This window comes from Amycolatopsis sp. lyj-109, from assembly GCF_046548995.1.
Taxonomy (GTDB): Bacteria; Actinomycetota; Actinomycetes; order Mycobacteriales; family Pseudonocardiaceae; genus Amycolatopsis.
In genome coordinates, this window is the sequence record NZ_JAJPWR010000002.1 from 120,688 (window position 1) to 144,514 (window position 23,827).

The window sequence follows — 23,827 nt, forward strand, 5'->3', positions numbered from 1 at the left end:
GGCCGCACCGCGTACCGCCGCAAGCCGCAGCCCGCAGCGGACCCTCGGGGCCGCGCCGCCCTCCACTGCGGCGTGACCACGCTTCGCGTCCGCCCGGCTACTCGCAATCCCGGCACGGCACCCAACCGCCCGGGATCACCAGTTCCGGCGACCCGTCCCTACGAAAACACCTTCCAGGCCGCCGCCAGCTCGACCCGGGAGGTGATGTGCATCTTCTGGAACACCTTCTTCAGGTGGAACGCCACCGTGTGCCGGGAGATGAACAGCTGCCGGCCCACCTCGTTGTTGGTGTGGCCCTGGCTCACCAGCTCGGCGACCGCGAACTCGGTGTTCGTCAGCCCGTGCACGGTCGCGCCCTCACGCTCGACGACGCGGGTCGTGCCGCGGCGGACCCCGTGCTCGCGGAGCTTGTTCACCACCCGGGCCGAGTCGCGGGTGGCACCCACCGCCGTGTACGCGTCCAGCGCGGACTCGAGGAAGCGGACCGTGCACTCGCGCTCGGAGTACCGCTTCGCCAGCAGGTCGCCCAGGTCCTCCAGGGCCGACGCCCGGCACCACCGGTCGGGGTGGATGTCGGCCGCCTCGTGGAGCTTGGCCGAGTCCTGCGTCGACAGCCCCGCCGCGTGCAGGGCCGATCCGCGGATCACGCTGAACTCCGGCTGCTCGGCACCCGCCGCCGCAGCCGCCGTCACCACGATCTCCGCCAGTTCGTGCGCGCCCAGCTTGCCGCAGACGCGGACCAGCCACGGCGCCGCCGCCGGCTCCGACACCAGCAGCTGCCGGAGCACCAGCGGGTTCGTCACGATGCCGGCGATGAGGCTCGCCGCGCTCTCCACGCCGCTGCGGGCCTCGACGGCCTGCGCGGCCACCCACGCCCCCGGCGCCTGCCCGAAGTAGCCCAGCAGGGCTTCGTCGGCCAGCTTGTCCACGAAGTGCCGGCACGCCCGCATGTCCGCCCGGCGCAACGCGCCGAGCGCCAGCACGACGTAGCTGGGAGGCCGCAGGGACCGGTCGCCGCACCCTTCGGCGATCCGCAACCCCGCGCTCACCTCGTCCATGGCTTCGTCGACGCTGCCCATCGCGAACAGCAGGTTTCCGCGGACGTTGTGCGACACGGCGGTCATGCGCTCGGAAGCGGAGCCCTCCCGGCTGTTTTCGACCGCGTCCAGCACCCGGCGGCCCACTTCGAGTTCCCGGGCCTTGACGAGGAGACCGACGTACCAGAATTGAGCCATTTCGTAGAGCTCACGGGATTCCCGGCGGTTGCCCGCCGCAGCCGCCTTTGCGCACTGCAACCCGGTGTCGAGCCGCCCGTTGAACCACGAGTACGCCGAACGGCGAAGGAACCCGGCAGTGTCACACGCCTCCTGCATGAAATCGTCACCAAATCCGGTGAATGGATTTTCCGGTAGTCGCAATGTAGGTACGTCGAGCATCTTTCGGCTATCCCCCAGGTATAGACGAAACGAATTCTATTTACGGTACGCCACTATTCGGCGGATTCACGCAACACCGAGCCCGGCCATTGTTGATCACAACGCCCTGAACAGGGGCGTCCGACAGAACCCGGTGACCCGGTCAGGACATGGCACCACACCGCCCGCGCAAAAAAGCGCACGTCACAAGAACCTCCCCAGGCAGGCTTGTGAAAGATTAACAGCTTGCGGCACTCACGATAGCTTCGGCAGAAGGCTGCGTCATCGCCCCTGTGACTCAGGTCACACCCCTACAAAATGTGAGGGGAAGACACTTTTTCCCTGGTAGGGCAATGATTTAACACGGTTCTGACGCGCAAATCAGCCAGCTAGCCTAACGAGCATTCTGTTAGCGCTCAACTAACTACCCTGAGCCCACGATGCGGACACGACAATGACGGCGAGTCGAACCGGCCGGCAGGCACGGGCGTCCATCACCCGGTTGGCTGCGACCCGATCGGGTGCGCCCCGACCGGACGTACCAGTGACGCAGACTATTCGGACAATACGGATTTAACTCACTCGGCCGATAAATGCAGCAGCGCCTGCGCCGCCAGCCGGTACCCGAAGGCGCCCAAGCCGACGACCACCCCGCTGGCCAGGGGGGCGATGACCGATTCGTGCCGGAACTGCTCGCGCGCCCACACGTTGCTGAGGTGCACTTCGATCCAGGGCGGCGCGTAGCTGGCCAGCGCGTCGCGCAGGCTCCAGCCGGCGATCATCAGGGCGCCGGGGTTGACGATGGCGCCGACCGTGGTCTCGCGGTGCTCGTGGACCGCGCCGACCAGCTCGCCCTCGCCGTCACGCTGGACCGACACCACTTCCCAGCCCCGGCCGGCCACCTCGCCGGCGACCGCCTTCTCGATGTCGGCGAGGGTGTCGGTGCCGTAGACCTCCGGCTCGCGATAGCCCAACGCACCCAGGTTGGGACCGTTCAACAGGAGGACAACACCCATCGGGACACACCTCGCTCACCCGGCAACCATTTCGGCCTGCCCATGGTCTGCACCACACGCGGCCGGCACCACCCCTACGTTGATAGTCGGACGCAGTGCTATCAGACCGAGGGATGCCCGGCCCGGCGCGGCGCTCCTACGCTCCGAAGCGACCAGTCAAGCCGCGGGATCGGCACCAGTCCCCCACCGATCGCCGTCCGGCCCGCGCGATTCGAATGGAGCCGGCGCCGAAGTGACGACCAACGCGACCGAGAACCCGCCCAGCAACGCAGCGTTGCGGTCACCCCTCCCCCAGGAGTTCGTCCAGCGTGACGACCCGTTCACCGTGCCCCCCGCCTTGCTGGCGGTGTCCGCGCGCGGCCCGATCGCCAAGGCGGAGCTGGCCTCGGGCGATCCGTTCTGGCTGGTGTCCGGGTACGAGGAGGCCCGCGCGGTGCTGACGGACCCGCGGTTCTCCTCCGACCGGTTCCAGTACCACCCCAGGTTCAAGGAGCTGCCCGCCGAGTTCCGGGAGCGGCTGCGGGACGACAAGGCGCGCGCCGGGTCGTTCATCAACATGGACCCCCCGGAGCACACCCGGTACCGCAAGCTGCTCACCGGGCAGTTCACCGTCCGCCGCATCCGCGACCTCGGCGCCCAGATCGAAAAGATCATCGGCGGGCTGCTGGACGCCATGCTGGCCAACGGCACCAGCGCCGACCTGATGACCGAGTTCGCGTTCCCGGCCCCCTCGCTGGTGATCTGCGAGCTGCTCGGCGTGCCCTACGACGACCGGGCGGAGTTCCAGGAGCGCGCGGCGGCCCTGCTGCAGCTGGACGCCCCGGTCCAGCAGGCGGTGGAGAACGCGGACGCCCTCCGGGTGTTCATGCAGCGGCTGATCACGGACAAGCGCGCGCACCCCGCCGACGACCTCATCTCCGGCCTGATCCACCACGCCGGGGCCGACCCGGCGCTCACCGACGACGAGCTCATCAACATCGCCAACCTGTTGCTCATCGCCGGCTACGACACCACCGCGAGCATGTTCGGGCTGGGCATGTTCGTGCTGCTGCAGCGCCCCGAGCAGCTCGCCGCGGTGCGCGACGACCCGGCCCGGATCGGCGACGTCGTCGAGGAGCTGCTGCGCTTCCTGTCCGTCATCAACCCGGGACTCTTCCGGTTCGCCAAGGAGGACCTGGAGCTCGGCGGCGAGCACATCCCGGCCGGCTCGACCGTGGTGGTCTCCGTGGTGGCCACCAACCGGGACGAGCGGCAGTGGGCCGCCCCGGAGACGCTGGACGTGACGCGCGCCCGCGGCCCGCACCTGGCCTTCGGCCACGGCGTCCACCAGTGCCTCGGGCAGCAGCTGGCCCGGGTGGAGATGCAGGTCGGCTACGCCGAGCTGCTGCGCCGCCTGCCCAACGTCCGCCTCGCGGTGCCGCCCGCGGAAGTCCCGCTGCGCAACGACATGCTCACCTACGGCGTGCACTCGCTGCCGATCACCTGGGACGCCCCCTAGTCACCCCTATCCCGCGCTGAACCCGCCCCGCAAGCGCCCCAAGGCGGCCTTGGTTGCGTCTGACGCACCGAAGGCCGCCTTGGTTGCGTCTGACGCACCGAAGGCCACATTGGGGCGCTTGGGGCATGACGGAAACCGGCTCCACGCCGGACCGCCTGGGGGTGCGGTACGGCGTGGAGCCGGTCGGTTCCGCTCTCGTCAGCCGACGAAGCGGGCGATCGAATCCGCCAGCGATTCGGCGTCCACGCCGAACAGCCGGTCGTGTTCCTCGGCCGTGCCGTAGACCCGGGCCTCGCGGTCGCGCCACGTTCCGAACGAGCGCAGGCGGTGCGGCACGTCCGCCAGCGCTTCGGTCACCTCGAACGCCGACGTCCCGCGCAGGTACGGCTCGACCAGCACCACGTTCGGGGCCGCCGCGTCGACCGCCGCGCGCAGGCCCGCGTGGTCGAACGGGCGGATCGTCGACGCGTACAGCACCGTCACGTCCGCCGTGGCCGTCGCGGCCAGGACCTGGTCCAGCACCGGGCCGACCGCGACCACCACACCCTTGCGGCCCCGGCGCAGCACCGTGAACTCGTCCGACACCGGTACCGATTCGCTGTTCGCGCGTTCGGACAGCCGGACGTAGACCCGGTTGTCGCCCGCGATGGCCTTGCTCAGCAGCGGCGCGACCTCGTCCTCGTGGCCCGGGACGTGGATCGTCCAGCCGGGCAGGGTGTCCAGCAGGGCCACGTCGCCCGGCGCCTGGTGGGTGCGGCCCCACGACGGGTCGTCGTAGGACGCGCCCACGCTGACCAGCACCGCGCCGACGTCCTGGTGGCCGAGGCCGATCTTGAGCTGCTCGAACGGCCGCTCGACCAGGAACGGCGCGTACGTGTGCACCACCGGCCGCTGACCGGCCAGCGCGAAGCCGCCGGCGATGTCGATCATCGCCTGCTCGCGGATGCCGAAGTTGAGGACGCGGTCCGGGTACTCCTTCTTCACGTCCCAGAAGAACCACGACGAGATGTCCGCGGTCAGCATGACCACCCGCGGGTCCGTGGCGAGGGACTCGATCACCGTCTCGGCGAAGACCGTCCGCATCTGCTTCCTGGTCACCTGGGCGGTCATGCGCCTGCCCCTTCCTCGATCGGGAGGATCTCCGCGACGACGGCGCGCGGCCGCCCGTCGGTCTCCCCGGTCAGCGCCTTCTCCAGCGCGTCGTGGTCGCGGCCGTCGACCGTGGTCGCGGCCCAGCCCTCCAGCTCGAAGCGCGCGGCGATGCCGCCCGGCCAGCCGAGGCTGGCCGTCTTGTTGTCGATGACGATCGCGGTGAGGCGGTCGAGCCCGAGCCGGCCGGCGATCGACATCGTCTCGTGGTTGCTGCCCTCGTCGAACTCGCCGTCGCCCATCAGGACGAACACGCGCGCGTCGCGGCCCTGGGCACGCAGCCCGAGCGCGGTGCCGACGCCGAGCGGGAGCCCGTGGCCGAGGGAACCGCTGCTGATCTCCACGCCGGGCGCCAGGTTGCGGTCCGGGTGCATGCCCAGCGGCGAATCCCACTGCCGCCAGGTGTCCAGCGTTTCCGGCTCGATGAAGCCCTTCGCGGCGAGCACCGCGTAGTAGGCCATCGGGCCGTGGCCCTTGGAGAGGTAGAACCGGTCGCGGTCGGGGTCGTCGATGTTCGACGGCGACACGTTGAGCACGCGTTCGTAGAGCACCCAGATCGCGTGCAACGTCGACGCCGCGGCCCAGCCGTGCTTCTCGTCCCCCGTCATCCGGCCGAACAGGCCGCGGAGGTTCTCTTCGGTCATCTGCATGGTTTCGGGCTTCCTCACTCGGGCTTGCGCGCGGTCAAGAGGACGTAGCCCAGCGACGGCTCGGCGCTGAAGGCGCGGAACCGGCCGAGCGTCACCTCGAACTGCGCGGCCTCGATGTGCTGCAACGCCTGCTCCCGCAGCGCCTCGAACCGCTCCGCCGCCTTGGCCCACGACGGCCGGGTGTACTCGCTGACGTCCTCGGCGGATTCGGGCTCGAGGCCGGCTTCGCGCAGGTGGGCCTGGTACTCGTCGAGCGAGACCACCGACACCACGCCCTTGCCGACCTCGGCGACGCGCTCGCGGTCGGCTTCCAGCCCGGCAGGGCCGGGGACGAGCAGGAAGTCGCCGAGCGCCAGGCGCCCGCCCGGCCGCAGCACGCGGGCCGCCTGGCGGATCACGTGCCAGCGGTCCGGCATGTGGTGCAGCGATTCCAGCGCCCAGACGAGGTCGAACGACCCGTCCTCGTACGGCAGCTCCATCGCGTCGGCGTACTCGAAGACGACCCGGTCGTCCACGTCGGCCTTGTACGCGCGGTCGTTCGCGCGTTCCACCTGCTTCTCGCTGATCGAGATGCCGGTGACCATGACGTCGTTCGCCACGGCCATCCGGATCGCCGGCTCGCCGTTGCCGCAGCCGATGTCGAGCAGCCGGTCGCCCGCCCGCAGGGGCAGCATCCCGGCCAGCCGGTCGGTCAGCCGCGTGGTGGCCTCTTCGAGCGTCACGGATGGGTCGTCCCAGTACCCGTGGTGCAGATTTTCGCCCCAGAGCTGGTCGAGCAGGTCCGCGAAAGCGTCGTAGCCCTGGCCAATCTCGTTCGGAGTCGGCTTCGTCACCAGTACCCCTAAGCATCGTTTCGCGTGACCGCGTGTCGATCAACGCCTGGCCTGCAAGGTCTTTCGGAGAGTAGGTCAGGCCGGCCCGGCCGGGCATCCCTCGTTCTGATAGCGCCGGGGCCGCACCAAACCGTCCACAAGGGACACTCGGCCCAGCACTGTCAGGTTGGGGGATGCTCAACCGGGCGTCCTTCCCTACCGTCCGAATCCGGGCCCGCCGCACGCGAGCGGGACCACCCGCGTCGGCACCAGGAAGGGATGGCCATGACCGCCACCGCCAAGCCTTCGGCCAAGCCGGTCGACCTCTTCTCACCGGAAGTGGTCGCCGACCCGTTCGGCTGGTACGCGCGGTTGCGCGAAGAGCCGTTGCCCCACACCGGGACGCTGAACCTCGGCACCATGATGGGCGGCCCGGACATGTGGCTGGCCACCCGCTACGAGGACGTCCTCACGGTCCTCACCGACCCGCGCTTCCTCACCAACCCGCCGGAAGACTCGCCGCTGGCCGACATCCGCGACGGCGTCTTCAAGGCGATGAACTTCCCCGAAGACCTCATCCCCTGGATGGCGAACAAGCTAAACACCGCCGACGGCGAAGACCACACGCGACTGCGCAAGCTGGTCTCCTACGCGCTGACCGGGCGCCGCGTCAACGCGCTGCGGCCCCGCGTCGAGAAGATCACCGAGGACCTGCTCGACCGGATGGCGGAGCTGGGTGCGGACGGGTCGCCGGTCGACCTCGTCGAGGAGTTCTGCTTCCCGCTGCCGGTCACGGTCATCTGCGAGCTGGTCGGCATCGACGAGCCGGACCGCGCGGCCTGGCACGCCTGGGGCAACGCGATGGCGACCATGGACGCGCCGAACATCCCGCCCGCCCTGCGCAACTGCATCGCCCTCTCGCGCGAGCTGATGGCGCGCCGGCGCGTCGAGCCGAAGGACGACCTGGTCACCGCGCTCGTGCAGGCCCAGGCGGAGGACCCGAGCCGGGTGTCCGACGACGAAATCGTCGGCATCCTGTTCAGCCTCGTCACCGCCGGGCACCAGACGACGACCTACCTGATCGGGAACTCGGTGCTCTTCCTGCTCGAGCAGGCCGACCAGCTGGCCCGGCTGAAGGCCGAGCCGGCGCTGTGGGCGCAGGCCGTGCGCGAGCTGCAGCGCCTGGGCCCGCTCCAGTTCACGCAGGCGCGCTTCCCGTCGGAGGACGTCGAACTGGGCGGCGTCACGATCCCGCGGGGGACGCCGGTCGCGCCGCTGCTGCTGGCCGCCAACACCGACCCGCGCAAGTTCCCCGAGCCGGACAAGCTGATCGTCGACCGGCTGTCCGTCGCCAACGAGCTGCACCTGTCCTTCGGCAAGGGCATCCACCGCTGCCTGGGCCAGCACCTCGCCTACCAGGAGGCCGAGGTGGCGCTGCACGGGCTGTTCACCCGGTTCCCGGACCTGGCCCTCGCCGTGCCGCGCGAGGAGATCCCGTGGATCCTGCGGCCGGCGTTCACCCGGACCAAGACGCTCCCCCTGAAGCTCGTTTAGGCCACCGCGAAAGGCAGTCCCCGTGCACCGACCAGACGCCGAGAAGTGGTTGCGCCGTTTCGTGCGGGCCCCGGACGCGCGAGCGCGGCTCGTGTGCCTGCCCCACGCCGGCGGCTCGGCCAGCTTCTTCTTCCCGCTCGCCAGGGCCCTCGCGCCCGCGGTCGAGGTACTGGCGGTCCAGTACCCGGGCCGCCAGGACCGGCGCCACGAGCCGCCCGTCGACAGCATCGGCGGGCTGACCAACCGGCTCCTCGAAGTGCTGCGCTCGGTCGACGACCGGCCGCTGGCCCTGTTCGGGCACAGCATGGGCGCGATCATCGGTTACGAGGTGGCGTTGCGGATGCCCGACGCCGGGCTGTCCGCGCCGGTCCACCTGTTCGCGTCCGGGCGGCGGGCGCCGTCGCGCTACCGCGACGACGACTTCCGCGGGGTGTCGGACGACCGGCTCGTCGCCGAGCTCCGGAAGCTCGGCGGTTCCGACGCGGCCATGCTCGCCGACCCCGAACTGCTGGCCATGGTCCTGCCCGCGATCCGCAGCGACTACCGCGCGGTCGAGACCTACCGGCACGAACCCGGACGGCGGCTGGACTGCCCGGTCACGGCGTTCACCGGCGACCGCGATCCGCGGGTGTCGGTCGAGGAGGCCCGCGCCTGGGCCGAGCACACCACCGGGCCGGCCGATCTGCAGGTGCTGCCAGGTGGGCACTTCTTCCTGGTCGAGCAGGCCGCCCCGATGATCGCGACCATGACGGAAAAGCTGGCCGGCGCCGCGCTGACCGGCTCCACGGGAGGGAACTCGTGACGCGAGCCGCTGTCCGGCGGGCGCTGGCGCCCAGCGAAAGCATCCACGCCGCCCGGGAGGCCTACATCGGGTACACCGTGCGCGCCGAGGGCCGGCTCGATCCCGAGGCGCTGACCACGGCGTTCGAGGCGATCTGCCTCGCCTATCCGCAGCTCTCCGCCCGGGTGGAGTTCACCGGCAAGGGCGCGGTGCTCACCGAGTCGGACGCCCGGCCGGAAATCCGGTTCGCCGAAGGTGACCCGTCCCGCCCCCTATCCGGCCTGGACCTCGACCAGAGCCGCTCATTGAGCGCGCTCAACGTCATCCGCGACGGCGACGAAGCCAGTGTCTGCCTCGCGATCCAGCACAGCGTCGCCGACGCCCACCACGCCACCGCAATCCTCTCGGCGCTGTGGTCCCGCTACACCGACGTCGTCGAGGGCGTGCCGCTCGAACCGGTCCGGCACCCGTACCCGCGGTCGCTGGAGGACCTGCTGGCCGAACGCGGCATCCACGCGAGCGGCCCGGCGACACCACTGGCCCCGCCGCCACCGGCGAACCGGCCGGATCCGGTCGTCCGCCACGTCGTCCAGCACCGGCTGACCGAGGCCGAGACGACGGCGCTGGCGAACCTCGGCCACCGCGAGAAGGTGACGATCAACGGCCTGGTGTCGGGCGCGGTCCTGCTCGCCGAAGCCGAGATCCGCGACCTGCCGCTGACCGACCTCGTCTACCGGTATTCGGTGAACCTGCGCAGCAGGCTGACGCCCCCGGTCGGCGCGACCGAGGGCACGAACGTGCTCGGCGGGGTCGGCTTCAAAGTGACGGACGGGATCGCGCACGACGCCGTCGCGATCGGCCGGGCGATCGGCGAGCAACTGCGGGCCGGCCTGGCCGACGGTTCCGTACAGCGCAGCATCCTGGACATGTTCAGCAAGCCTGCCGCCGCGAAGCCGTGGGACCCGAAGCTCGCGCTGGCCGTGGTCAGCATCATGAACTGGGGCGTGGCCCCGCCGATGCGCACCCCGGACGGCCTGCGGCTGACCAACCTGCACTCGGCGTCCCGGATGCGGGAGACCATCGCGCTCGGCGGCTACGTGCTCAGCACGTTCGGCGGCCGGGTCGGCATCGACCTGGGCTGGCCCGAGGGTGATCCGTCGCTGCCACAGCGCGTCGGCTGCCTGCGCGAACAGCTGGCCCGCCTGACTCGTGAGCGGTGAGGTTCCCGTGACGGACACGGACGTCGTCATCGTCGGAAACGGCCCGATCGGCGCCACCCTGTCGGTGCTGCTGGCCCAGCGCGGCTGGCGGGTGACGGTGCTCGAACGCCGGCCCCGGCCGTACCGGCTGCCGCGGGCGACCAGCTTCGACGGCGAGACCGCCCGGCTGCTGGCCGCCACCGGCATCGGCCCGGAGCTGGGGCGGATCACCGCACCGGCCAACGGCTACCAGTGGCAGACCGCCGACGGGCAGCCGCTGCTGGACATCGCCTTCACCACGGACGGCCGGTACGGCTGGCCGGACGCCAACACCATGCACCAGCCGTCCCTCGAAGAGCTGATCGCGGCCCGGGCCGGGGAACTTCCGGGCATCACGGTGCTGCGCGGGCACGAAGTCGTGGCCATCGCCGACGACTCCCTCGTCCAGGTGACCGCCGTCGACTCCGACGAGGTGACACGGACGCTTTCCGCGCGGTGGGTGGTGGGCTGCGACGGCGCCAACAGCTTCGTGCGCGAGCACCTCGACGTGCCGGTGACCGACCTCGGCTTCTCCTACGAGTGGCTGCTCTGCGACGTCCAGCTGCACGAGCCGCGCGAGTTCGTGCCGACCAACGTGCAGATCTGCGACCCCGCGCGGCCCACGACGCTGGTGGGCAGCGGGCCCGGCCGCCGTCGCTGGGAGTTCATGCGCCTGCCGGGCGAAAACGCGGCCGAGCTGAACAAGGACGAGACGGCGTGGCGGCTGATGGCGCCCTACGGCGTCACCCCCGAGACCGCCACCCTGCTGCGCAGCACCACCTACATCTTCCAGGCCCGGTGGGCCGACCGGTGGCGGGTGGGGCACGTCCTGCTCGCCGGTGACGCGGCGCACCTGATGCCGCCGTTCGCCGGGCAGGGCATGTGCTCCGGCATCCGCGACGTCACCAACCTGGCGTGGAAGCTGGACCTCACCCTCCGCAACCTGGCTTCGGAGTCCCTTGTGGACAGTTATGGGGACGAGCGCCGCGAGCAGGCCCGGGAGGCGATCCTGGCGTCGGTCCAGCTGGGCCGGGTGATCTGCGTGACGGACCCGGCGGCCGCCGCCGAGCGGGACGCCACCGTGCTGGCCAACCGGCGCGGCAAACCGTTGGGCCGGCCGGAACCGGCGAAACCGCTCACCGGTGGGCTGCTCCACGAAAGCCCGGGCGCGGGCGTGGTCGTGCCGCAGGGCCGGGTGCGGGTGGGCGGCACCACCGGGCTGTTCGACGGCGTCGTCGGCCGCGGTTTCGTGCTGCTGACCACCGAGCCGGGCGGCTCGGCCTTCCTCGCTTCGCTGGGGACGCACGTCGTCCGGCTGTCCGAGGGCGTGGACGTCGACGACGTCTACCGCCCGTTCCTGGCGCGCTATGGCGCGACTTCGGTGCTCGTCCGCCCGGACTACCACGTCTTCGGCACCGCCGGCCCCGGCGGCCTCGACGCCCTCGCGGGCGCCCTCCGCAACCGCCTGCGCGCCGCCGTGGTCACCGGGATGTCGTGAGTGGTAATTCGGGTTAGAACCCGAATTACCACTCACGACCAGCCGCGGCAGACTTCAGAAGCTGCGGAGGCCGGCCATCAGGCTGCGCAGTTCGACCGTCAGGTAGTTGCTGTGCGACAGCAGGGACATCAGCTGGCTCAGCGTCGTCCAGAGGAAGCGGTCGTCGGGCTCGGGAGCGAAGTCGTCCTCGACCTCGATCACCAGGTAGCGGTTCTGCGCGTGGTAGAACCGGCCGCCTTCCTCCGAATGCACGACGTCCAGGCGCACGCGGCCGGGGGAGGCGGCGAGCGCGTAGTCGAGGTAGGGCGGGCGGTACTCCGCCGGCGCGTCGGCGTAGTTGCCGGGCTGGCAGTGCACGGTGGCGGTCAGCTCGGCGATGTTGAGCGTGCCCGCGTCGCTGCGGGCCTGCACCAGCGCGTGCAGCGTGCCGCCGATCCGCTTGACCAGCAACGCCAGCAGGCCGGACTGCCGGGGCGCCACCAGTGGCTGGGTCCAGGAGCTGACCTCGCGGTTGCTGGCCTCCACGGAGACCGCGACGACGTCGAAGTACTTGCCGTCGCGGTGATCGATGACGTCGTGGCCGAGCCGCCAGCCGTCCTCGGCGATCTCCTTGAGCGGCACCCGGCGCTGCACCAGCTCCTGGCGGGCGCGCACCTCGGTGAGCCAGCTGAGGACGCGCCCCGGTTCGTGCACGGGCCGGCCGCGGCCGGACAGCGAGCGGTGGACCGCCTCGACGAACGAGCCGTCGCCGTCGGTCCGGTCGTCCGGCCGCGCCAGTGCGTGCGGGACGCACGAGAGGACCGTCCGGGAGTCCATGTTGACCATGTGGTCCAGCCGCAGCAGCCGCCGGATCTGGTCGAGGGTGAGCCAGCAGAAGTCCTCGTCCAGCGGGACGTCGTCGTCGGTCTCGACGACGATGTTGCGGTTGCGCTTGTGCAGGAACCACGAACCCTGCTCGGACTGCAGCCCGTCGAACAGGACGCGGCCGCGGGAGCCGGCCCGGAAGTACTCCATGTACTTGGTGGCCGCGCCGCCGTGGACCTTCATGTAGTTGCTGCGGGTGGCCTGCACGGTCGGCGACATCTGCAGGCCGTTGATGTTGCCCGGCTCCATCTTCGCCTGCAGCAGGCAGTGCGGGACGCCGTCGAACCGCTTGACGAGGATGCCCAGCACGCCGATCTCCGGCTGCACGATGATCGGCTGGGCCCACTCGCTCACCCAGGGCCGGTCGGTCCGCACGCGCAGGCCCTCGACCGAGAAGAACCGCCCGCTGGCGTGCACCAGGTTGCCGGTGTCCGGCTCGAAATCCCAGCCGGACAGGTCCGCGAACGGGATCCGGTCCACCCGGAAGCTGTTCGCGCGGGCCCGCGCGTTGAACCAGGAGTGGAAATCCGCCATGGACATGACCGCGTCGTCGGACCGGCCGTCCCGGGCCGTGTCCTCGTGTATCGCGCTGTGGACCACGTCACTCCCATCCTCGGCGTCCGGCGAGCGTAGGACGGCCATCCCCCGGCGGGCATCCCCCGACCTGATAGGACGGTCGATCGCTATCAGGACGAGGGATGCCCGGATCCGCGCGGCCGTCCTAGCGTGAAGACTCCGACGATGCCCGAACCGCGCGAAGGAGATCCGGTGGCCCCACTGCGCATCGGGATCATGGGCTGCGCGAGCATCGCCCTCCGGAAGCTCCTCCCGGCCATGGCCGCCTTGCCCCGCACGGAGATCGCCGCCATCGCCAGCCGCGACGCCGGCAAGGCCGCTGACGCCGCGCGCGGCTACGGTTGCCGGGCGGTCGAGGGCTATTCCGCGCTGCTGGACCTCGACGACGTCGAAGCCGTCTACCTCCCGCTGCCGAACGCCGCGCACGCCGGGTGGATCGAGCGGGCGCTCGCCGCCGGCAAGCACGTGCTCGCCGAGAAACCCTTGACCACCAGCGTGGTGCAGACCCGTGCGCTGATCGAAGCCGCGCGGACGGCCGGGCTCGTGCTGATGGAGAACGTCATGTTCCTCCAGCACAGCCAGCACGTGGCGGTCCGGAAACTGCTGGCCGACGGCGCGATCGGCGAGCTGCGCGCGTTCCACGCCGCGTTCGCCGTGCCGGCCCGCCCGCCCGGCGACATCCGCCACCGCGCCGACCTCGGCGGCGGCGCCCTGCTGGACACCGGTGTCTACCCGCTGCGCGCGGCGATGTCCTTCCTGGGCAGCGAAATCGACGTCATCGCGGCGGTGCTCACCCGGCGCCACGGCCAGCCGGTCGAGTCGGCCGGGCACGCGCTGCTGTGCACCCGCGACGGCGTCAGCGCGTCCGCGTCCTTCGGGATCGACCACGGCTACCGGTCCGGCTACGAGCTCTGGGGCAGCGAGGGGCGGATCGTCCTCGAGCACGCCTTCACCCCGCCCGCCGACCACGTCCCGGTGCTCCGGGTGGAACAGCGCTCGGAGATCGACGAGCTCCGGCTGCCGCCCGACGACCAGGTGGCGAACACCCTGGCCGCGTTCGCGGCCGCCGTCCGTTCGGGACGGCTCCCCGACAACGACGACGTGCTACGGCAAGCCGTGCTCGTCGACGACATCCGCACCAAGGCGAGGCTTTACGTCGAGCACGCCACCGAGCCGGTGGGCTGAGGCCAGGAGGAACAGATCGTGACGATGACCGTGCAGAAAGCGCCGTCCCAGCTGCTGGCGGCCCGGCTGCAGATCCCCCCGATCCCCTACAGCCACGCCGCCGGGTCGTGGGTGTACGCCTCCGACGGCACGCGCTACCTCGACGGCGCCAGCGGGATCGTCAACGTGAACATCGGCCACGCCCACCCCACGGTGGTCGAGGCCCTGCGGGACCAGGTCGGGATCTGCACCTACGCCAGCCCCGGCACGTTCGCGCCCGACCTGATGGAGCAGCTGGCCGCGGCCACCGCGCGGGCGGTGCACCGGCCGGACGACCGGGTCATGTTCACCCCCACCGGCACGCACGCGACGGAGTCCGCCATCGCGCTGGCCAGGCTGGTGCAGCGCGCCCGCGGCGAAGAGGGCCGGCACAAGATCCTGACCTCGACGCTGGGCTACCACGGCAACAGCGCGTTCGTGCTCGCGTTGTCCGGCCACCGGTCGCGGCGGCCGCACGAGGACGACAGCTTCGGCCTCGCCCCCGCGTTCAACCCGCCCTACCCCGGCCAGCACCTCGACTGCCCGTTCCCCGCCTGCCGCGTCGAGTGCGTGCGGGCGGTGCGTGACGCGATCGTCGCGGCCGGCCCGGAAACCGTCGCCGCGGTGCTGATGGAACCGGTCAACGGCACCACCGGCGGCGGGTACGTGCCACCGGCCGGGTACCTGAAGGCGCTGCGCGAGGTCTGCGACGAGTTCGGCGTCCTGGTCATCCACGACGAGGTCCTCACCGGGCTGGGCCGCACCGGCCTCCCCCTGGCCTCGCACCACACGCCGGGCTCGGCGGCGGACATCGTCACGCTGTCGAAGGGCCTCGGCGCCGGGTACGTGCCACTGGCGGCCACGATGCTCTCGCCGAACCTGGCCGAGGACATCCTGACGAGCGGCAAGTGGCTGCCGCTGATGGGCACGATGTCGGCGACGCCCCTGCAGGGCCGGGCCGGGCTGGCGGTGCTGTCGGTCCTGGAGGACCTCGGCGCCCTCGACCGCGACGAGGTCCGCGGCGCGGCCCTCGGCAAGCTCGTGGCCGACGCGGTCCGCGGCCGGTCGGTGGTGACCGACGTCCGCGGGCTCGGCTACTTCTACGGCATCGAGCTGGCCGCCGGGACCCTCGGCGACGTCATGCGGATCACCCGCGGCAAGGGGCTGCTGCTGTACCCGTACGTCGGATTCCGCCCGGACCGCACGGGTGAAGGTTTGCTGGTGGCCCCGCCGCTGAACGCGACCGACGGCGATCTGGACTTCCTCGGCGAAACCCTCCGCACGGCCCTCACCCAGCTCAGCTGACACCAAGGTTCGTGAAGGCCACCTTGAGGAAGTTGAACTTCCTCAAGGTGGCCTTCACGAACTTGCGGCGGATCAGGAAGCAGCGGCCGCCTCGGTCAGCCGGACGCGGGCGTCGCGGAGGGCGAGGCACTCGTCGTAGCGGGGCAGCAGGCCCAGCTCGCCGGCCTCCCGCAGCGTCGGCGCGGCCGCGTCACGCTCGGACAGGATCGGCTCGCCCGGCAGGTTCAGCGGGAGGCCGATCTCGGGGTCGAGGGGCTGCACGGTGAGCACCTCGGCCGGCCGGTAGAGGTCGGACAGCAGGTACTGGACGCACGTGTCGTCCTCGAGGGACACGAAGGCGTGGCCGAGACCCTCCTCCACGTACACCGCGGTGCCGCCGTGGGAGTTGAGCACGATCATGTCCCACTGGCCGAACGTCGGGGAGCCCGTCCGCACGTCGACGACGAAGTCCAGCAGCGAACCGCGCAGGCACGTCACGAACTTCGCCAGGCCGGGCGGCGTCAGCGCACCGTGCACGCCGCGGACGACGTTGCGGCACGACGTCGAGACGTTGGTCTGCAGGAACCGCGGCCGGTAGCCGAGTGCCTCGGTCAGCACGTCTTCGCGGTAGACCTCGAAGAAGTCGCCGCGCCCGTCACCGAAGGACTTGGACGAAACGAGGTGCGCGCCGTCGATGCCGAGCGGCCGTACGGTCATGCTCCGGGTCGTGACGCTGCCCATGTCCTCTTAGGACGCTTCCCGGACGAGCTGCTCGATGCGCAGCGCGACCTCGTTCGGCGACGGCAGGGCGGCGATCTCGCCGGCGAGCCCGCGCGCGGCCGCGGCGTAGGACGGGTCGGCGACCAGCTCGCCACAGGTCTTCGCGATGACCTCGCTCGTGGCCTCCTCCGGCGAAAGCACCGCCGCGGCGCCGGTTTCGGCGAGCCGGCGGGCCATGTCGCAGGCGCGGTACTGGTTGGGGTCGGGGATGAGCACCTGGGGCACGCCGTGGGCCAGCCCCGTCATCATGGTGCTGCCGCCGGTCTGGTGCACCAGGACGTCACACGTCGGCGCGACGACATCCAGCGGGATCCAGCCCACCCGGACGTTCTTCAGCCGCTCGCGCAGTTCCGGCAGGGCGTCCTCGGTGACGGCGACGACGACTTCGGCGTCCAGCGTGGCGATCTGCTCGACGATGCCCTGCAGGAAGTCGTACTGGTGGTAGCTCGCGACCCCGGTGCCGACGGTGACGCCGATCCGGGTGCCGGCGCCCTTCGTGTACATCCACGGTTCCACGACGGCCTGCGAGTTGCCCGGGATCCACCGCATCAGCTGCGCCGAAGCGGCTTCCGCCGGCAGCAGGCTCGGCGGCGCGATCTCGATCGTCATGGCGGGCTCGGGCAGGCCGTCCAGGCCCAGCTCCGTCAGCTGGTCGCGCAGCTGTTCCACGGCGCCGGAGTCCATCAGCTCCGGGCTGTGGATGTCCCAGGCGTGGCGCACGTACGGCACGCCCAGGTGGGCGGCCAGCAGCGGGCCGGCATACGAGGTGACGCCGCTGATGATGACGTCCGGGCGCCAGTCCTCGCTGAACGCCAGCAGGGCGTCGAGGGTCACGTACTCCATGTGCGCGTACCAGCGACCCGCCATGATTTCGCGTTCCCGGGGGTCCGCCGGCACGTGCGTCAGGCCGCTTTCGGCGATGATCTGCCGCGGGGACACCCCTTCGGCGGTGGTGCGCACGGCGGACAGCCCGACGCCGGCGATCGTGTCGAGCATTTCGTCGACCGACGCGGTCGTCATGACCTGGTGCCCGGCGTTGCGCAGCGCGTTCGCGAGCGGGACGTGGCTGAACACGGTCGACGGGGCGACCCCGGCAAGATTGAGAACCTTCACAAGATCTTCCTCCCAGGGCCGGCACGTGGTCGGCTCCAGCTTGCCGATGACACCGCGGCAGGCCATCACCAACGCGGGTAGTCTCCGCCGCCCGCCGGGCACGGCCCTACCACGTTGGGGGATGTCGCTCGATCCCGGCGCTTCTAGCGTGACTTGAGCGTTAGGTCCGCGACAACCCGCACTCGTCCGTAGGGAATCGATACGACATGGTCGACTCAGCCCGATCGGACCTGCTGGCGCAGGTCCGCGACTACCACGACGCCCAGTCCTCCGGGCCGGCGCCGTTCATCCCGGGGCAGACGCCGATCCTGTCGTCCGGAGCGGTGCTGGACGCCGCCGACCGCGAAGCCCTGGTGGCCGCCGCGCTCGACCTGCGCATCGCCTCCGGCACCATCGCGACGAAGTTCGAGTCGTCGTTCGCCCGCAAGCTCAAGCGGCGCAAGGCGGTGCTGACGAACTCCGGCTCGTCGGCGAACCTGCTGGCGCTGAGCACCCTGACGTCGCCGACGCTGGGCGACGAGCAGCTCAAGCCGGGCGACGAGGTCGTCACGGTCGCGGCCGGCTTCCCGACCACGGTGAACCCCATCCTGCAGAACGGCATGATCCCGGTGTTCGTCGACATCGAGCTCGGCACCTACAACACGACGGCCGAGCGGGTCGAGGCGGCGATCTCCCCGCGCACCCGCGCCATCATGATCGCGCACACGCTGGGAAATCCTTTCCCCGTCGCGGAAATCGCCGAGATCGCGAAGCGCCACGACTGCCACCTCATCGAGGACAACTGCGACGCCGTCGGCTCCACCTACAACGGGCAGCTCACCGGCACGTTCGGCCGGTTCTCGACGGTGTCCTTCTACCCCGCCCACCACCTGACCATGGGTGAGGGCGGCATGCTGCTGTCGTCGGACATCAAGCTGGCCAAGCTGGCGAAGTCGTTCCGCGACTGGGGCCGCGACTGCTGGTGCGAGCCCGGCGAGGACGACCGTTGCCTGAAGCGGTTCGAACTGCACCTCGGCACGCTGCCGGAGGCCTACGACCACAAGTACGTCTTCTCCGAGGTCGGCTACAACCTCAAGAGCACCGACATCCACGCCGCGCTCGGGCTGAGCCAGCTGGCGAAGCTGCCGGACTTCATCGACGCCCGCAAGCGCAACTGGCGCCAGCTGCGCGAAGGCCTCGACGGCCTGCCCGGGCTGATCCTGCCGGAGGCGACGCCGGGCAGTGACCCGAGCTGGTTCGGGTTCATCATCACGGTCAAGCCCGACGCGGGCTTCGACGTCCCGGAGGCCGTCGAGTACCTCGAGGCGCGCAACATCCGCACCCGCCGGCTGTTCGCGGGCAACCTGACCCGCCACCCCGCCTACATCGGCAAGCCGCAGCGCATCGCCGGCCCGCTGACCAACAGCGACATCGTCACCGAGCGGACGTTCTGGATCGGCGTCTACCCGGGGATCACCACGGAGATGATCGAGTACGTGATCGGCACGCTCAAGGAGTTCGTCGCCACGCACTGACCCGGATCCAACAGGAAAGGAAGAACCCATGACCACCACTGCCGAGACTTCGGCCGAACCGGTCGACCTGTTCTCCCCGGAAGTGGTCGCCGACCCGTGGGGAGCGCACGCCGCGGTCCGCGAGGCACCGACGCTGCAGATCGGCGGCTTCATGGGCGGGCCGCCGATGTACCTGGCCGCCCGCTACGAAGACGTGCGCCAGGTCCTGATGGACCAGCGGTTCCAGTGCAACCCGCTGGCCGACTCCCCCGCCGAGGACATCCGCAACGGCGTCTTCCGGCACCTGGACATGCCGGAGGAGCTGATCCCCTGGCTGAAGAACCTCATCAACGCCTCCGACGGCGAGGAGCACGCCCGGCTGCGCAAGCTGGTCTCCTACGCGCTCACCGCGCACCGCGTCGGCAAGTTCCGCCCGCGCGTCGAGGCACTCACCGCGGAGCTGCTCGACAAGCTGGAAGCGGCCGGCGGCGACGGCACGCCGGTCGACCTCGTCGACGCGTACTGCTACCCGCTGCCGGTCACGGTGATCTGCGAGCTGGTCGGCGTCGACGCGGAGGACCGCCCGCAGTGGCGCGCGTGGAGTGACGCGATGGCCACCCTGGACGGCAAGCGGCTGCCCGAGGAGGTCCGAAAGACGCTCATCGCCGCGCGCGCGATGATCGAGCGTCGGCGTGCCGAGCCGAAGGACGACATGGTCACCGCGCTCGTCGAGGCGCAGGCGAAGAACCCCGGCATCGCCACCGACGACGAACTGGTCGGCATCCTGTTCAGCCTGGTCACCGCCGGGCACCAGACGACGACCTACCTGATCGGGAACTCGGTGCTGGCGCTGCACGAGCACCCGGACGAGCTCGCGCGGCTGAAGGCGGACCCGACGCTGTGGCCGCAGGCGGTGCGCGAGCTGCAGCGCCTGGGCCCGATCCAGTTCGGGCAGCCGCGGTTCGCGACGGAGGACATCGAGGTCGGCGGCACGGTGATCCCGCGCGGGATGCCGATCGTGCCGCTGATCATGGCCGCCAACAGCGACCCGCGAAAGTTCCCGGAGCCGGAGAAGCTGCAGATCGACCGGCTCGCCGTCGGCAGCGAGAGCCACCTCGGCTTCGGCAAGGGCATCCACCGCTGTCTCGGCCAGCACGTCGCCTACCTGGAGGCGGAAGTGGCGCTGCGCGGGCTGTACACCCGGTTCCCGGACATGACGCTGGCGGTGCCGCGCAAGGAGATCCCGTGGATCCTGCGGCCCGGCTTCACCCGCACCAAGGACCTCCCGGTGCGGCTCGTCGCGCCGAAGTCCTGAACGGGGAAGCCATGCGTTCGCCGAATGTGACCAAAGTGTGCACGTTGTCCGACCTCGACGACCGGAAGCCGTTCGCCGTCAAGGTGGGTGACGTCCCCGTCGTGCTGGTGCGCGACGGCGACGAGGTGCACGCGCTGCGGGACGAGTGCTCGCACGCTTTCCAGCGCCTGTCGGAGGGCGAGGTGACCGACAAGGGCATCGAGTGCTGGATGCACGGTGCGTGCTTCGACCTGCGGACCGGCCAACCGTCCGTCCCGCCCGGCACCGAACCGGTGGACGTCTACCGGGTCCACGTCGAGGGTGACGACGTCTTCGTGGACGCCGGCACCGCCGTCAACTGAGCCAACCCTGAAGGGCCGGCGAGCTTTGCTCGCCGGCCCTTCAGACTGGGTTTTCGGCCATCTCCGGCGTTCGTCCCGAGCGCCCCAATGTGGCCTTCGGTGCGTCAGACGCAACCAAGGCGGCCTTCGGTGCGTCAGACGCAACCAAGGCCGCCTTGGGGCGCTCGGGGCTAGTTCGCGGTGCCCTTCAGGCGGACCGGCAGGCGCTTGAGCCGCCACGAGCCGGGCATGTTGCCGCGGTCCAGTTCCTCCGGCGGGCCGGTCAGCTCCATGTCGGGGAAGCGGTTGATCAGGCCGGTGAACGCCACCTCGAACTCCTGCTTGGCCAGGTGCGCGCCCAGGCAGTAGTGCAGGCCGGCGCCGAAGCCGACGTGCAGTTCGCGCTGCCCGTCGGTCTGGCGGCGGATGTCCAGCCGCATGGGGTCCTCGAAGTGCCGCGGGTCGTAGTTGGCCGCGACCAGCATGCCCATCGTCTTCTCGCCCTGCTTGATCTTCGCGCCGGCGATCTCGACGTCCTCGACCGCGTGCCGGAACTGCGTGCTGTGCAGCGCACCGCACCAGCGCAGCAGCTCGTGGACCGCCCCCGGCATCAGCCCGGGTTCGGCGCGCAGCGCGGCCAGCTGGTCGGGGTGGGTGAGCAGGGCGATCATGCCGTTGCCGATCGTCTGCGCGGTGTTCTCGGTGCCGGCCAGCACCAGCGTCAGCACCATCGTGATCAGCTCGGTCTCGGTGAGCCCGCCGCCGTCGTCGTCGTGCGCGTTGATCAGCCCGGTCAGCAGGTCGTCGGCGGGCTCGGCGCGGCGCAGCGCGACCAGTTCGGTGATCTGGTCGACCATGCCGCGCATCGGCTCGTTCTGGGCGCCCGGGACGAGCGAGAACGCGTCCTTGCCCCACTGCCGCCACTGGGGCCAGTAGCGCTCGGGAATGCCGATCAGCTGGCAGATGACGTTGATCGGCAGCTTGTAGGTGAAGTACTCGAGGAGGTCGACGACGCCGATGCCGTCCTCGTCGTCCACCGCCGCCTGGCGTTCCAGGTCGTCCAGCAGCCGGGCGGTGATCTCCTCCACCCGGGGCCGCAGGTCGATGACGCGCCGCGCGGTGAAGGCCCGCGAGACCAGCCGGCGCAACCGGACGTGGTCCTCGCCGTCGGCGTCGAGCAGGCTGCTGGTGAAGATCTTGATGTACTTCTCTTCGAGCCCGAGCGCCTCGACCAGCTCCTGGTGGACCTTCTCGACGTCCGCGCCGGGCACGCTGCCCGGGTTGTTCGCGAACCGCTTGTCCGCCAGCATTTCCTTGACGTCGTCGTAGCGGGTGAACAGCCACAGCGGAGTGGTCGAGCCGGGCCACAGGGCACGGACGACGCGGCCCTCCTCGCGCAGCCGCGAGTACCCCCCGAACGGATCTCGGAGCAGCTCCGGATCATTCATGTCGAGGGGGCAGGTCCCGCTGCCGGTGTCCACGGGGCAGGTCTCGCTGCTGGTATCCATGTTTCCCCTCCCGAGGGGCGATCATGAGAAGAAGTCCAGCCAAGATTTGCCCAGACGGGGCTGCGGAACCATTACCCACGTGAGTAGTTCGACGGTCCTTTCGCCTGGTAGAGCCCCTAAATCGCGATCACCGGCGAGGTTTTGCGTGAGATGTCCGGAGTGTCCTTTTTGGAAAGGAGTCGGCCGCGGACCCTGCCTCTTGCGAGACACGATCCGCGGCCGATTCGAAGTCGGGCCCCCAGTCGGTGGTTCAGGCCACCGGCTGTTCTCAGAACCTCTTGGTCACTGCCCGGCCGGAGCCTGCGCGGCCCACAGGACGTCGCCCTCGATGTGGGACAGGCGCCAGCCGTCCGCCGTTTTGGCGGCTTCGTAGCGCATGAGCGAGTTGACCGTCGTCGTGGGCTGGGGGCCCAGCTTGCCCTGCGGCGTCTTGCTGCTGCCGATGAGCTGGTCCACGAACGCCCGCACGGTGGCCTTGTCACCGTTCACGTCGACGAGGACGTTGGTCACGACGTGCTGGGCGCGGTCCTCCTGCTTGGCCGCTTCCGCCGTCTGGGCGATCACCTTGTCGCGCCCGGTGGTGGTACCGAAGGGGGTCTTGACGACGACACCCTCGGCGAGCACCGTGTTCAGCTTGTCGAACTGCCGGTCCTCCATCGTGGCGTAGAACCGGTAGATCTGCTGGGTGATCTCACCGCGGTCGTCGACCTTGGGGGCGTCCGCGCCGGACGCGCTGCCGGCACCGCAACCCGCGGTGACGAGGGCGGCGAAGAGCACCGCCAGCAGCCCGCCCACGCGGAGGGACCCGTTCCTGGTCCGACCGACTCTGCCTGCATTCATTGTCTTGCTGTCTCCTGCCTTGGTGCGGTTTTCTTGTGTGGTGGGAAAAATTCGCGGTTCACTCACGCTTTGCAGGCGGTCAGCAGGACGTACCCCACCGCCGGCTCGTCGTCGAACTGGCGGAACCGCGAAAGCGTGGTTTCGAACTGCTGCAACCCGATGTGCCGCAGAGCCTCCTCCCGCAACGCCTCGAACCGCTCCGCCGCCTTGCCCCACGACGGCCGGGTGCGGTCGCTGACGTCCTCGACCACCTCCGGCTCCAGCCCGGCCTCCCGGAGCCGGGACCGGTACTCGTCGAGTTCGACCAGCTTCAGCGCACCCATCTCGACCAGGTCCACACTGGAGGCGTCGGCCGTTTTCCCGACGGCGCTCCGGAGGATGAAGTCGCCGATGGCGATCCGGCCGCCCGGCCGCAGCACCCGGGCCGCCTGCCGCACCACGTGCCACCGGTCCGGCATGTGGTGCAACGATTCCAGCGCCCAGACGACGTCGAAGGACTCGTCCGGGAACGGCAGCTCCATCGCGTCGGCGAGCTCGAAGGACAGCCGCCCGGCCAGCCCGGCGGCGGCTGCGCGGGTGTTCGCGCGCTCGATCTGCCCGGCGGCGATCGAGATCCCGACGCCGGTGATGTCGTGGGCCGCGGCCAGGCGGATGGCGGGTTCGCCGATGCCGCAACCGATGTCGAGCAGCCGGTCGCCCGGCTCGACGGTCAGCAGCCCGGCCAGCTTGTCGGTCAGCCGGGTGGTGGCGTCTTCCAGGGTCATGTCGCCGGCGGGGTCGTCCCAGTACCCGTGGTGCAGGTTGTCGCCCCACAGCTGGTCGAGCAGATCCGCGAAACTGTCGTAGGCCTCGCCGACCTTGAACGGCGTCGGGTTCGTCGTCACCGGTTGCTCCTCGGCAGAAGTTCGTTCGGGCAGGGC

Annotated in this window: 21 protein-coding genes; 10 read left to right on the forward strand and 11 right to left on the reverse strand. The window is 70.5% G+C overall.

The window, feature by feature from the left end; translation table 11 throughout:
* Positions 1-158: 158 nt before the first annotated feature.
* Complete coding sequence (locus ACLJQF_RS04460; RefSeq protein WP_410606917.1) at positions 159-1,373, reverse strand: response regulator transcription factor; 1,215 nt, start codon at positions 1,371-1,373, stop codon at positions 159-161.
* Positions 1,374-1,993: 620 nt separating this feature from the next.
* Positions 1,994-2,431, reverse strand: a complete 438-nt coding sequence (locus tag ACLJQF_RS04465; protein WP_410606918.1) for a type II 3-dehydroquinate dehydratase — start codon at positions 2,429-2,431, stop codon at positions 1,994-1,996.
* Positions 2,432-2,663: 232 nt separating this feature from the next.
* Here ACLJQF_RS04465 and ACLJQF_RS04470 point away from each other — a divergent pair, with 232 nt between their 5' ends.
* Positions 2,664-3,929, forward strand: a complete 1,266-nt coding sequence (locus tag ACLJQF_RS04470) for a cytochrome P450 (protein WP_410606919.1) — start codon at positions 2,664-2,666, stop codon at positions 3,927-3,929.
* 198 nt (positions 3,930-4,127) lie between these two features.
* Here ACLJQF_RS04470 and ACLJQF_RS04475 read toward each other — a convergent pair whose 3' ends face one another.
* Genes ACLJQF_RS04475 through ACLJQF_RS04485 form a run of 3 tightly spaced genes read right to left on the reverse strand, consistent with a single transcriptional unit; the run spans position 4,128 to position 6,561 of the window.
* Positions 4,128-5,039 (reverse strand): transketolase family protein, encoded by a 912-nt coding sequence (locus tag ACLJQF_RS04475; RefSeq protein WP_410606920.1) that lies wholly within the window; start codon positions 5,037-5,039, stop codon positions 4,128-4,130.
* Entirely contained in the window at positions 5,036-5,728 is a 693-nt protein-coding gene (locus ACLJQF_RS04480; RefSeq protein WP_410606921.1) for a thiamine pyrophosphate-dependent enzyme, read from the reverse strand. Before ACLJQF_RS04480 ends, ACLJQF_RS04475 begins: the two co-directional genes overlap by 4 nt.
* 14 nt (positions 5,729-5,742) lie before the next feature.
* Positions 5,743-6,561: a 27-O-demethylrifamycin SV methyltransferase gene (locus ACLJQF_RS04485; protein WP_410606922.1), complete on the reverse strand. Its 819-nt coding sequence runs from the start codon at positions 6,559-6,561 to the stop codon at positions 5,743-5,745.
* A gap of 258 nt (positions 6,562-6,819) precedes the next feature.
* Between ACLJQF_RS04485 and ACLJQF_RS04490 the strand changes: the two genes are divergently transcribed.
* From ACLJQF_RS04490 to ACLJQF_RS04505, 4 genes are read left to right on the forward strand one after another with little or no spacing between them, the layout of a single operon-like run.
* Complete coding sequence (locus tag ACLJQF_RS04490) at positions 6,820-8,094, forward strand: cytochrome P450 family protein (protein ID WP_410606923.1); 1,275 nt, start codon at positions 6,820-6,822, stop codon at positions 8,092-8,094.
* Between the two features lie 49 nt (positions 8,095-8,143).
* Positions 8,144-8,896, forward strand: a complete 753-nt coding sequence (locus ACLJQF_RS04495) for a thioesterase II family protein (protein WP_410607445.1) — start codon at positions 8,144-8,146, stop codon at positions 8,894-8,896.
* The gene (locus ACLJQF_RS04500; protein ID WP_410606924.1) at positions 8,893-10,095 is read left to right on the forward strand and encodes a phthiocerol/phthiodiolone dimycocerosyl transferase family protein; all 1,203 of its coding nucleotides are present in this window, start codon (positions 8,893-8,895) and stop codon (positions 10,093-10,095) included. Before ACLJQF_RS04495 ends, ACLJQF_RS04500 begins: the two co-directional genes overlap by 4 nt.
* Positions 10,096-10,102: 7 nt before the next feature.
* Positions 10,103-11,611 carry a bifunctional 3-(3-hydroxy-phenyl)propionate/3-hydroxycinnamic acid hydroxylase gene (locus tag ACLJQF_RS04505; RefSeq protein ID WP_410606925.1) on the forward strand — a complete coding sequence of 503 codons (1,509 nt, stop codon included), beginning with the start codon at positions 10,103-10,105 and terminating at the stop codon, positions 11,609-11,611.
* A gap of 54 nt (positions 11,612-11,665) precedes the next feature.
* Here the strand turns inward: ACLJQF_RS04505 and ACLJQF_RS04510 are convergent, their stop codons facing one another.
* Positions 11,666-13,075 carry an NDP-hexose 2,3-dehydratase family protein gene (locus ACLJQF_RS04510; RefSeq protein WP_410606926.1) on the reverse strand — a complete coding sequence of 470 codons (1,410 nt, stop codon included), beginning with the start codon at positions 13,073-13,075 and terminating at the stop codon, positions 11,666-11,668.
* A gap of 168 nt (positions 13,076-13,243) precedes the next feature.
* Between ACLJQF_RS04510 and ACLJQF_RS04515 the strand changes: the two genes are divergently transcribed.
* Together ACLJQF_RS04515 and ACLJQF_RS04520 are read left to right on the forward strand one after the other, a co-directional pair.
* Complete coding sequence (locus ACLJQF_RS04515) at positions 13,244-14,236, forward strand: Gfo/Idh/MocA family protein (RefSeq protein ID WP_410606927.1); 993 nt, start codon at positions 13,244-13,246, stop codon at positions 14,234-14,236.
* A gap of 24 nt (positions 14,237-14,260) precedes the next feature.
* The gene (locus ACLJQF_RS04520; RefSeq protein WP_410607446.1) at positions 14,261-15,559 is read left to right on the forward strand and encodes an aspartate aminotransferase family protein; all 1,299 of its coding nucleotides are present in this window, start codon (positions 14,261-14,263) and stop codon (positions 15,557-15,559) included.
* Between the two features lie 72 nt (positions 15,560-15,631).
* Here the strand turns inward: ACLJQF_RS04520 and ACLJQF_RS04525 are convergent, their stop codons facing one another.
* Both ACLJQF_RS04525 and ACLJQF_RS04530 read right to left on the reverse strand, forming a co-directional pair.
* Positions 15,632-16,255, reverse strand: a complete 624-nt coding sequence (locus tag ACLJQF_RS04525; RefSeq protein WP_410606928.1) for a dTDP-4-dehydrorhamnose 3,5-epimerase family protein — start codon at positions 16,253-16,255, stop codon at positions 15,632-15,634.
* Positions 16,256-16,285: 30 nt separating this feature from the next.
* Positions 16,286-17,431: a glycosyltransferase gene (locus ACLJQF_RS04530; RefSeq protein ID WP_410606929.1), complete on the reverse strand. Its 1,146-nt coding sequence runs from the start codon at positions 17,429-17,431 to the stop codon at positions 16,286-16,288.
* Between the two features lie 206 nt (positions 17,432-17,637).
* On the opposite strand from ACLJQF_RS04530, the gene rfbH reads away from it, so the two are divergent.
* From rfbH to ACLJQF_RS04545, 3 genes are read left to right on the forward strand one after another with little or no spacing between them, the layout of a single operon-like run.
* Positions 17,638-18,945 (forward strand): lipopolysaccharide biosynthesis protein RfbH, encoded by a 1,308-nt coding sequence (gene rfbH / locus ACLJQF_RS04535; protein ID WP_410606930.1) that lies wholly within the window; start codon positions 17,638-17,640, stop codon positions 18,943-18,945.
* Between the two features lie 28 nt (positions 18,946-18,973).
* Positions 18,974-20,239, forward strand: coding sequence for a cytochrome P450 family protein (locus ACLJQF_RS04540; RefSeq protein WP_410606931.1), 1,266 nt, complete (start codon positions 18,974-18,976; stop codon positions 20,237-20,239).
* Between the two features lie 11 nt (positions 20,240-20,250).
* The gene (locus tag ACLJQF_RS04545; RefSeq protein WP_410606932.1) at positions 20,251-20,580 is read left to right on the forward strand and encodes a non-heme iron oxygenase ferredoxin subunit; all 330 of its coding nucleotides are present in this window, start codon (positions 20,251-20,253) and stop codon (positions 20,578-20,580) included.
* 170 nt (positions 20,581-20,750) lie between these two features.
* On the opposite strand, the gene ACLJQF_RS04550 is transcribed toward ACLJQF_RS04545, so the two are convergent.
* The 3 genes from ACLJQF_RS04550 to ACLJQF_RS04560 all read right to left on the reverse strand — a co-directional run bounded on the left by ACLJQF_RS04550 (position 20,751) and on the right by ACLJQF_RS04560 (position 23,791).
* Entirely contained in the window at positions 20,751-22,067 is a 1,317-nt protein-coding gene (locus tag ACLJQF_RS04550) for a cytochrome P450 family protein (protein WP_410606933.1), read from the reverse strand.
* A gap of 282 nt (positions 22,068-22,349) precedes the next feature.
* Positions 22,350-22,862, reverse strand: a complete 513-nt coding sequence (locus tag ACLJQF_RS04555; RefSeq protein ID WP_410606934.1) for a nuclear transport factor 2 family protein — start codon at positions 22,860-22,862, stop codon at positions 22,350-22,352.
* A 107-nt stretch (positions 22,863-22,969) separates the two neighbouring features.
* On the reverse strand, positions 22,970-23,791 hold the full coding sequence (locus tag ACLJQF_RS04560) for an SAM-dependent methyltransferase (RefSeq protein ID WP_410606935.1): 822 nt from the start codon (positions 23,789-23,791) through the stop codon (positions 22,970-22,972).
* Positions 23,792-23,827: the final 36 nt, after the last annotated feature.

Excerpts from the sequence above, each read along its gene's own strand:
- ACLJQF_RS04525 (WP_410606928.1), bottom strand. The coding sequence starts at position 16,255 with ATGACCGTACGGCCGCTCGGCATCGACGGCGCGCACCTCGTTTCGTCC.
- ACLJQF_RS04540 (WP_410606931.1), top strand. The coding sequence starts at position 18,974 with ATGACCACCACTGCCGAGACTTCGGCCGAACCGGTCGACCTGTTCTCC.
- ACLJQF_RS04550 (WP_410606933.1), bottom strand. The coding sequence starts at position 22,067 with ATGGATACCAGCAGCGAGACCTGCCCCGTGGACACCGGCAGCGGGACC.
- ACLJQF_RS04460 (WP_410606917.1), bottom strand. The coding sequence starts at position 1,373 with ATGCAGGAGGCGTGTGACACTGCCGGGTTCCTTCGCCGTTCGGCGTAC.
- ACLJQF_RS04480 (WP_410606921.1), bottom strand. The coding sequence starts at position 5,728 with ATGCAGATGACCGAAGAGAACCTCCGCGGCCTGTTCGGCCGGATGACG.
- rfbH (WP_410606930.1), top strand. The coding sequence starts at position 17,638 with ATGGTCGACTCAGCCCGATCGGACCTGCTGGCGCAGGTCCGCGACTAC.
- ACLJQF_RS04475 (WP_410606920.1), bottom strand. The coding sequence starts at position 5,039 with ATGACCGCCCAGGTGACCAGGAAGCAGATGCGGACGGTCTTCGCCGAG.
- ACLJQF_RS04520 (WP_410607446.1), top strand. The coding sequence starts at position 14,261 with ATGACCGTGCAGAAAGCGCCGTCCCAGCTGCTGGCGGCCCGGCTGCAG.
- ACLJQF_RS04545 (WP_410606932.1), top strand. The coding sequence starts at position 20,251 with ATGCGTTCGCCGAATGTGACCAAAGTGTGCACGTTGTCCGACCTCGAC.
- ACLJQF_RS04465 (WP_410606918.1), bottom strand. The coding sequence starts at position 2,431 with ATGGGTGTTGTCCTCCTGTTGAACGGTCCCAACCTGGGTGCGTTGGGC.
- ACLJQF_RS04490 (WP_410606923.1), top strand. The coding sequence starts at position 6,820 with ATGGCCATGACCGCCACCGCCAAGCCTTCGGCCAAGCCGGTCGACCTC.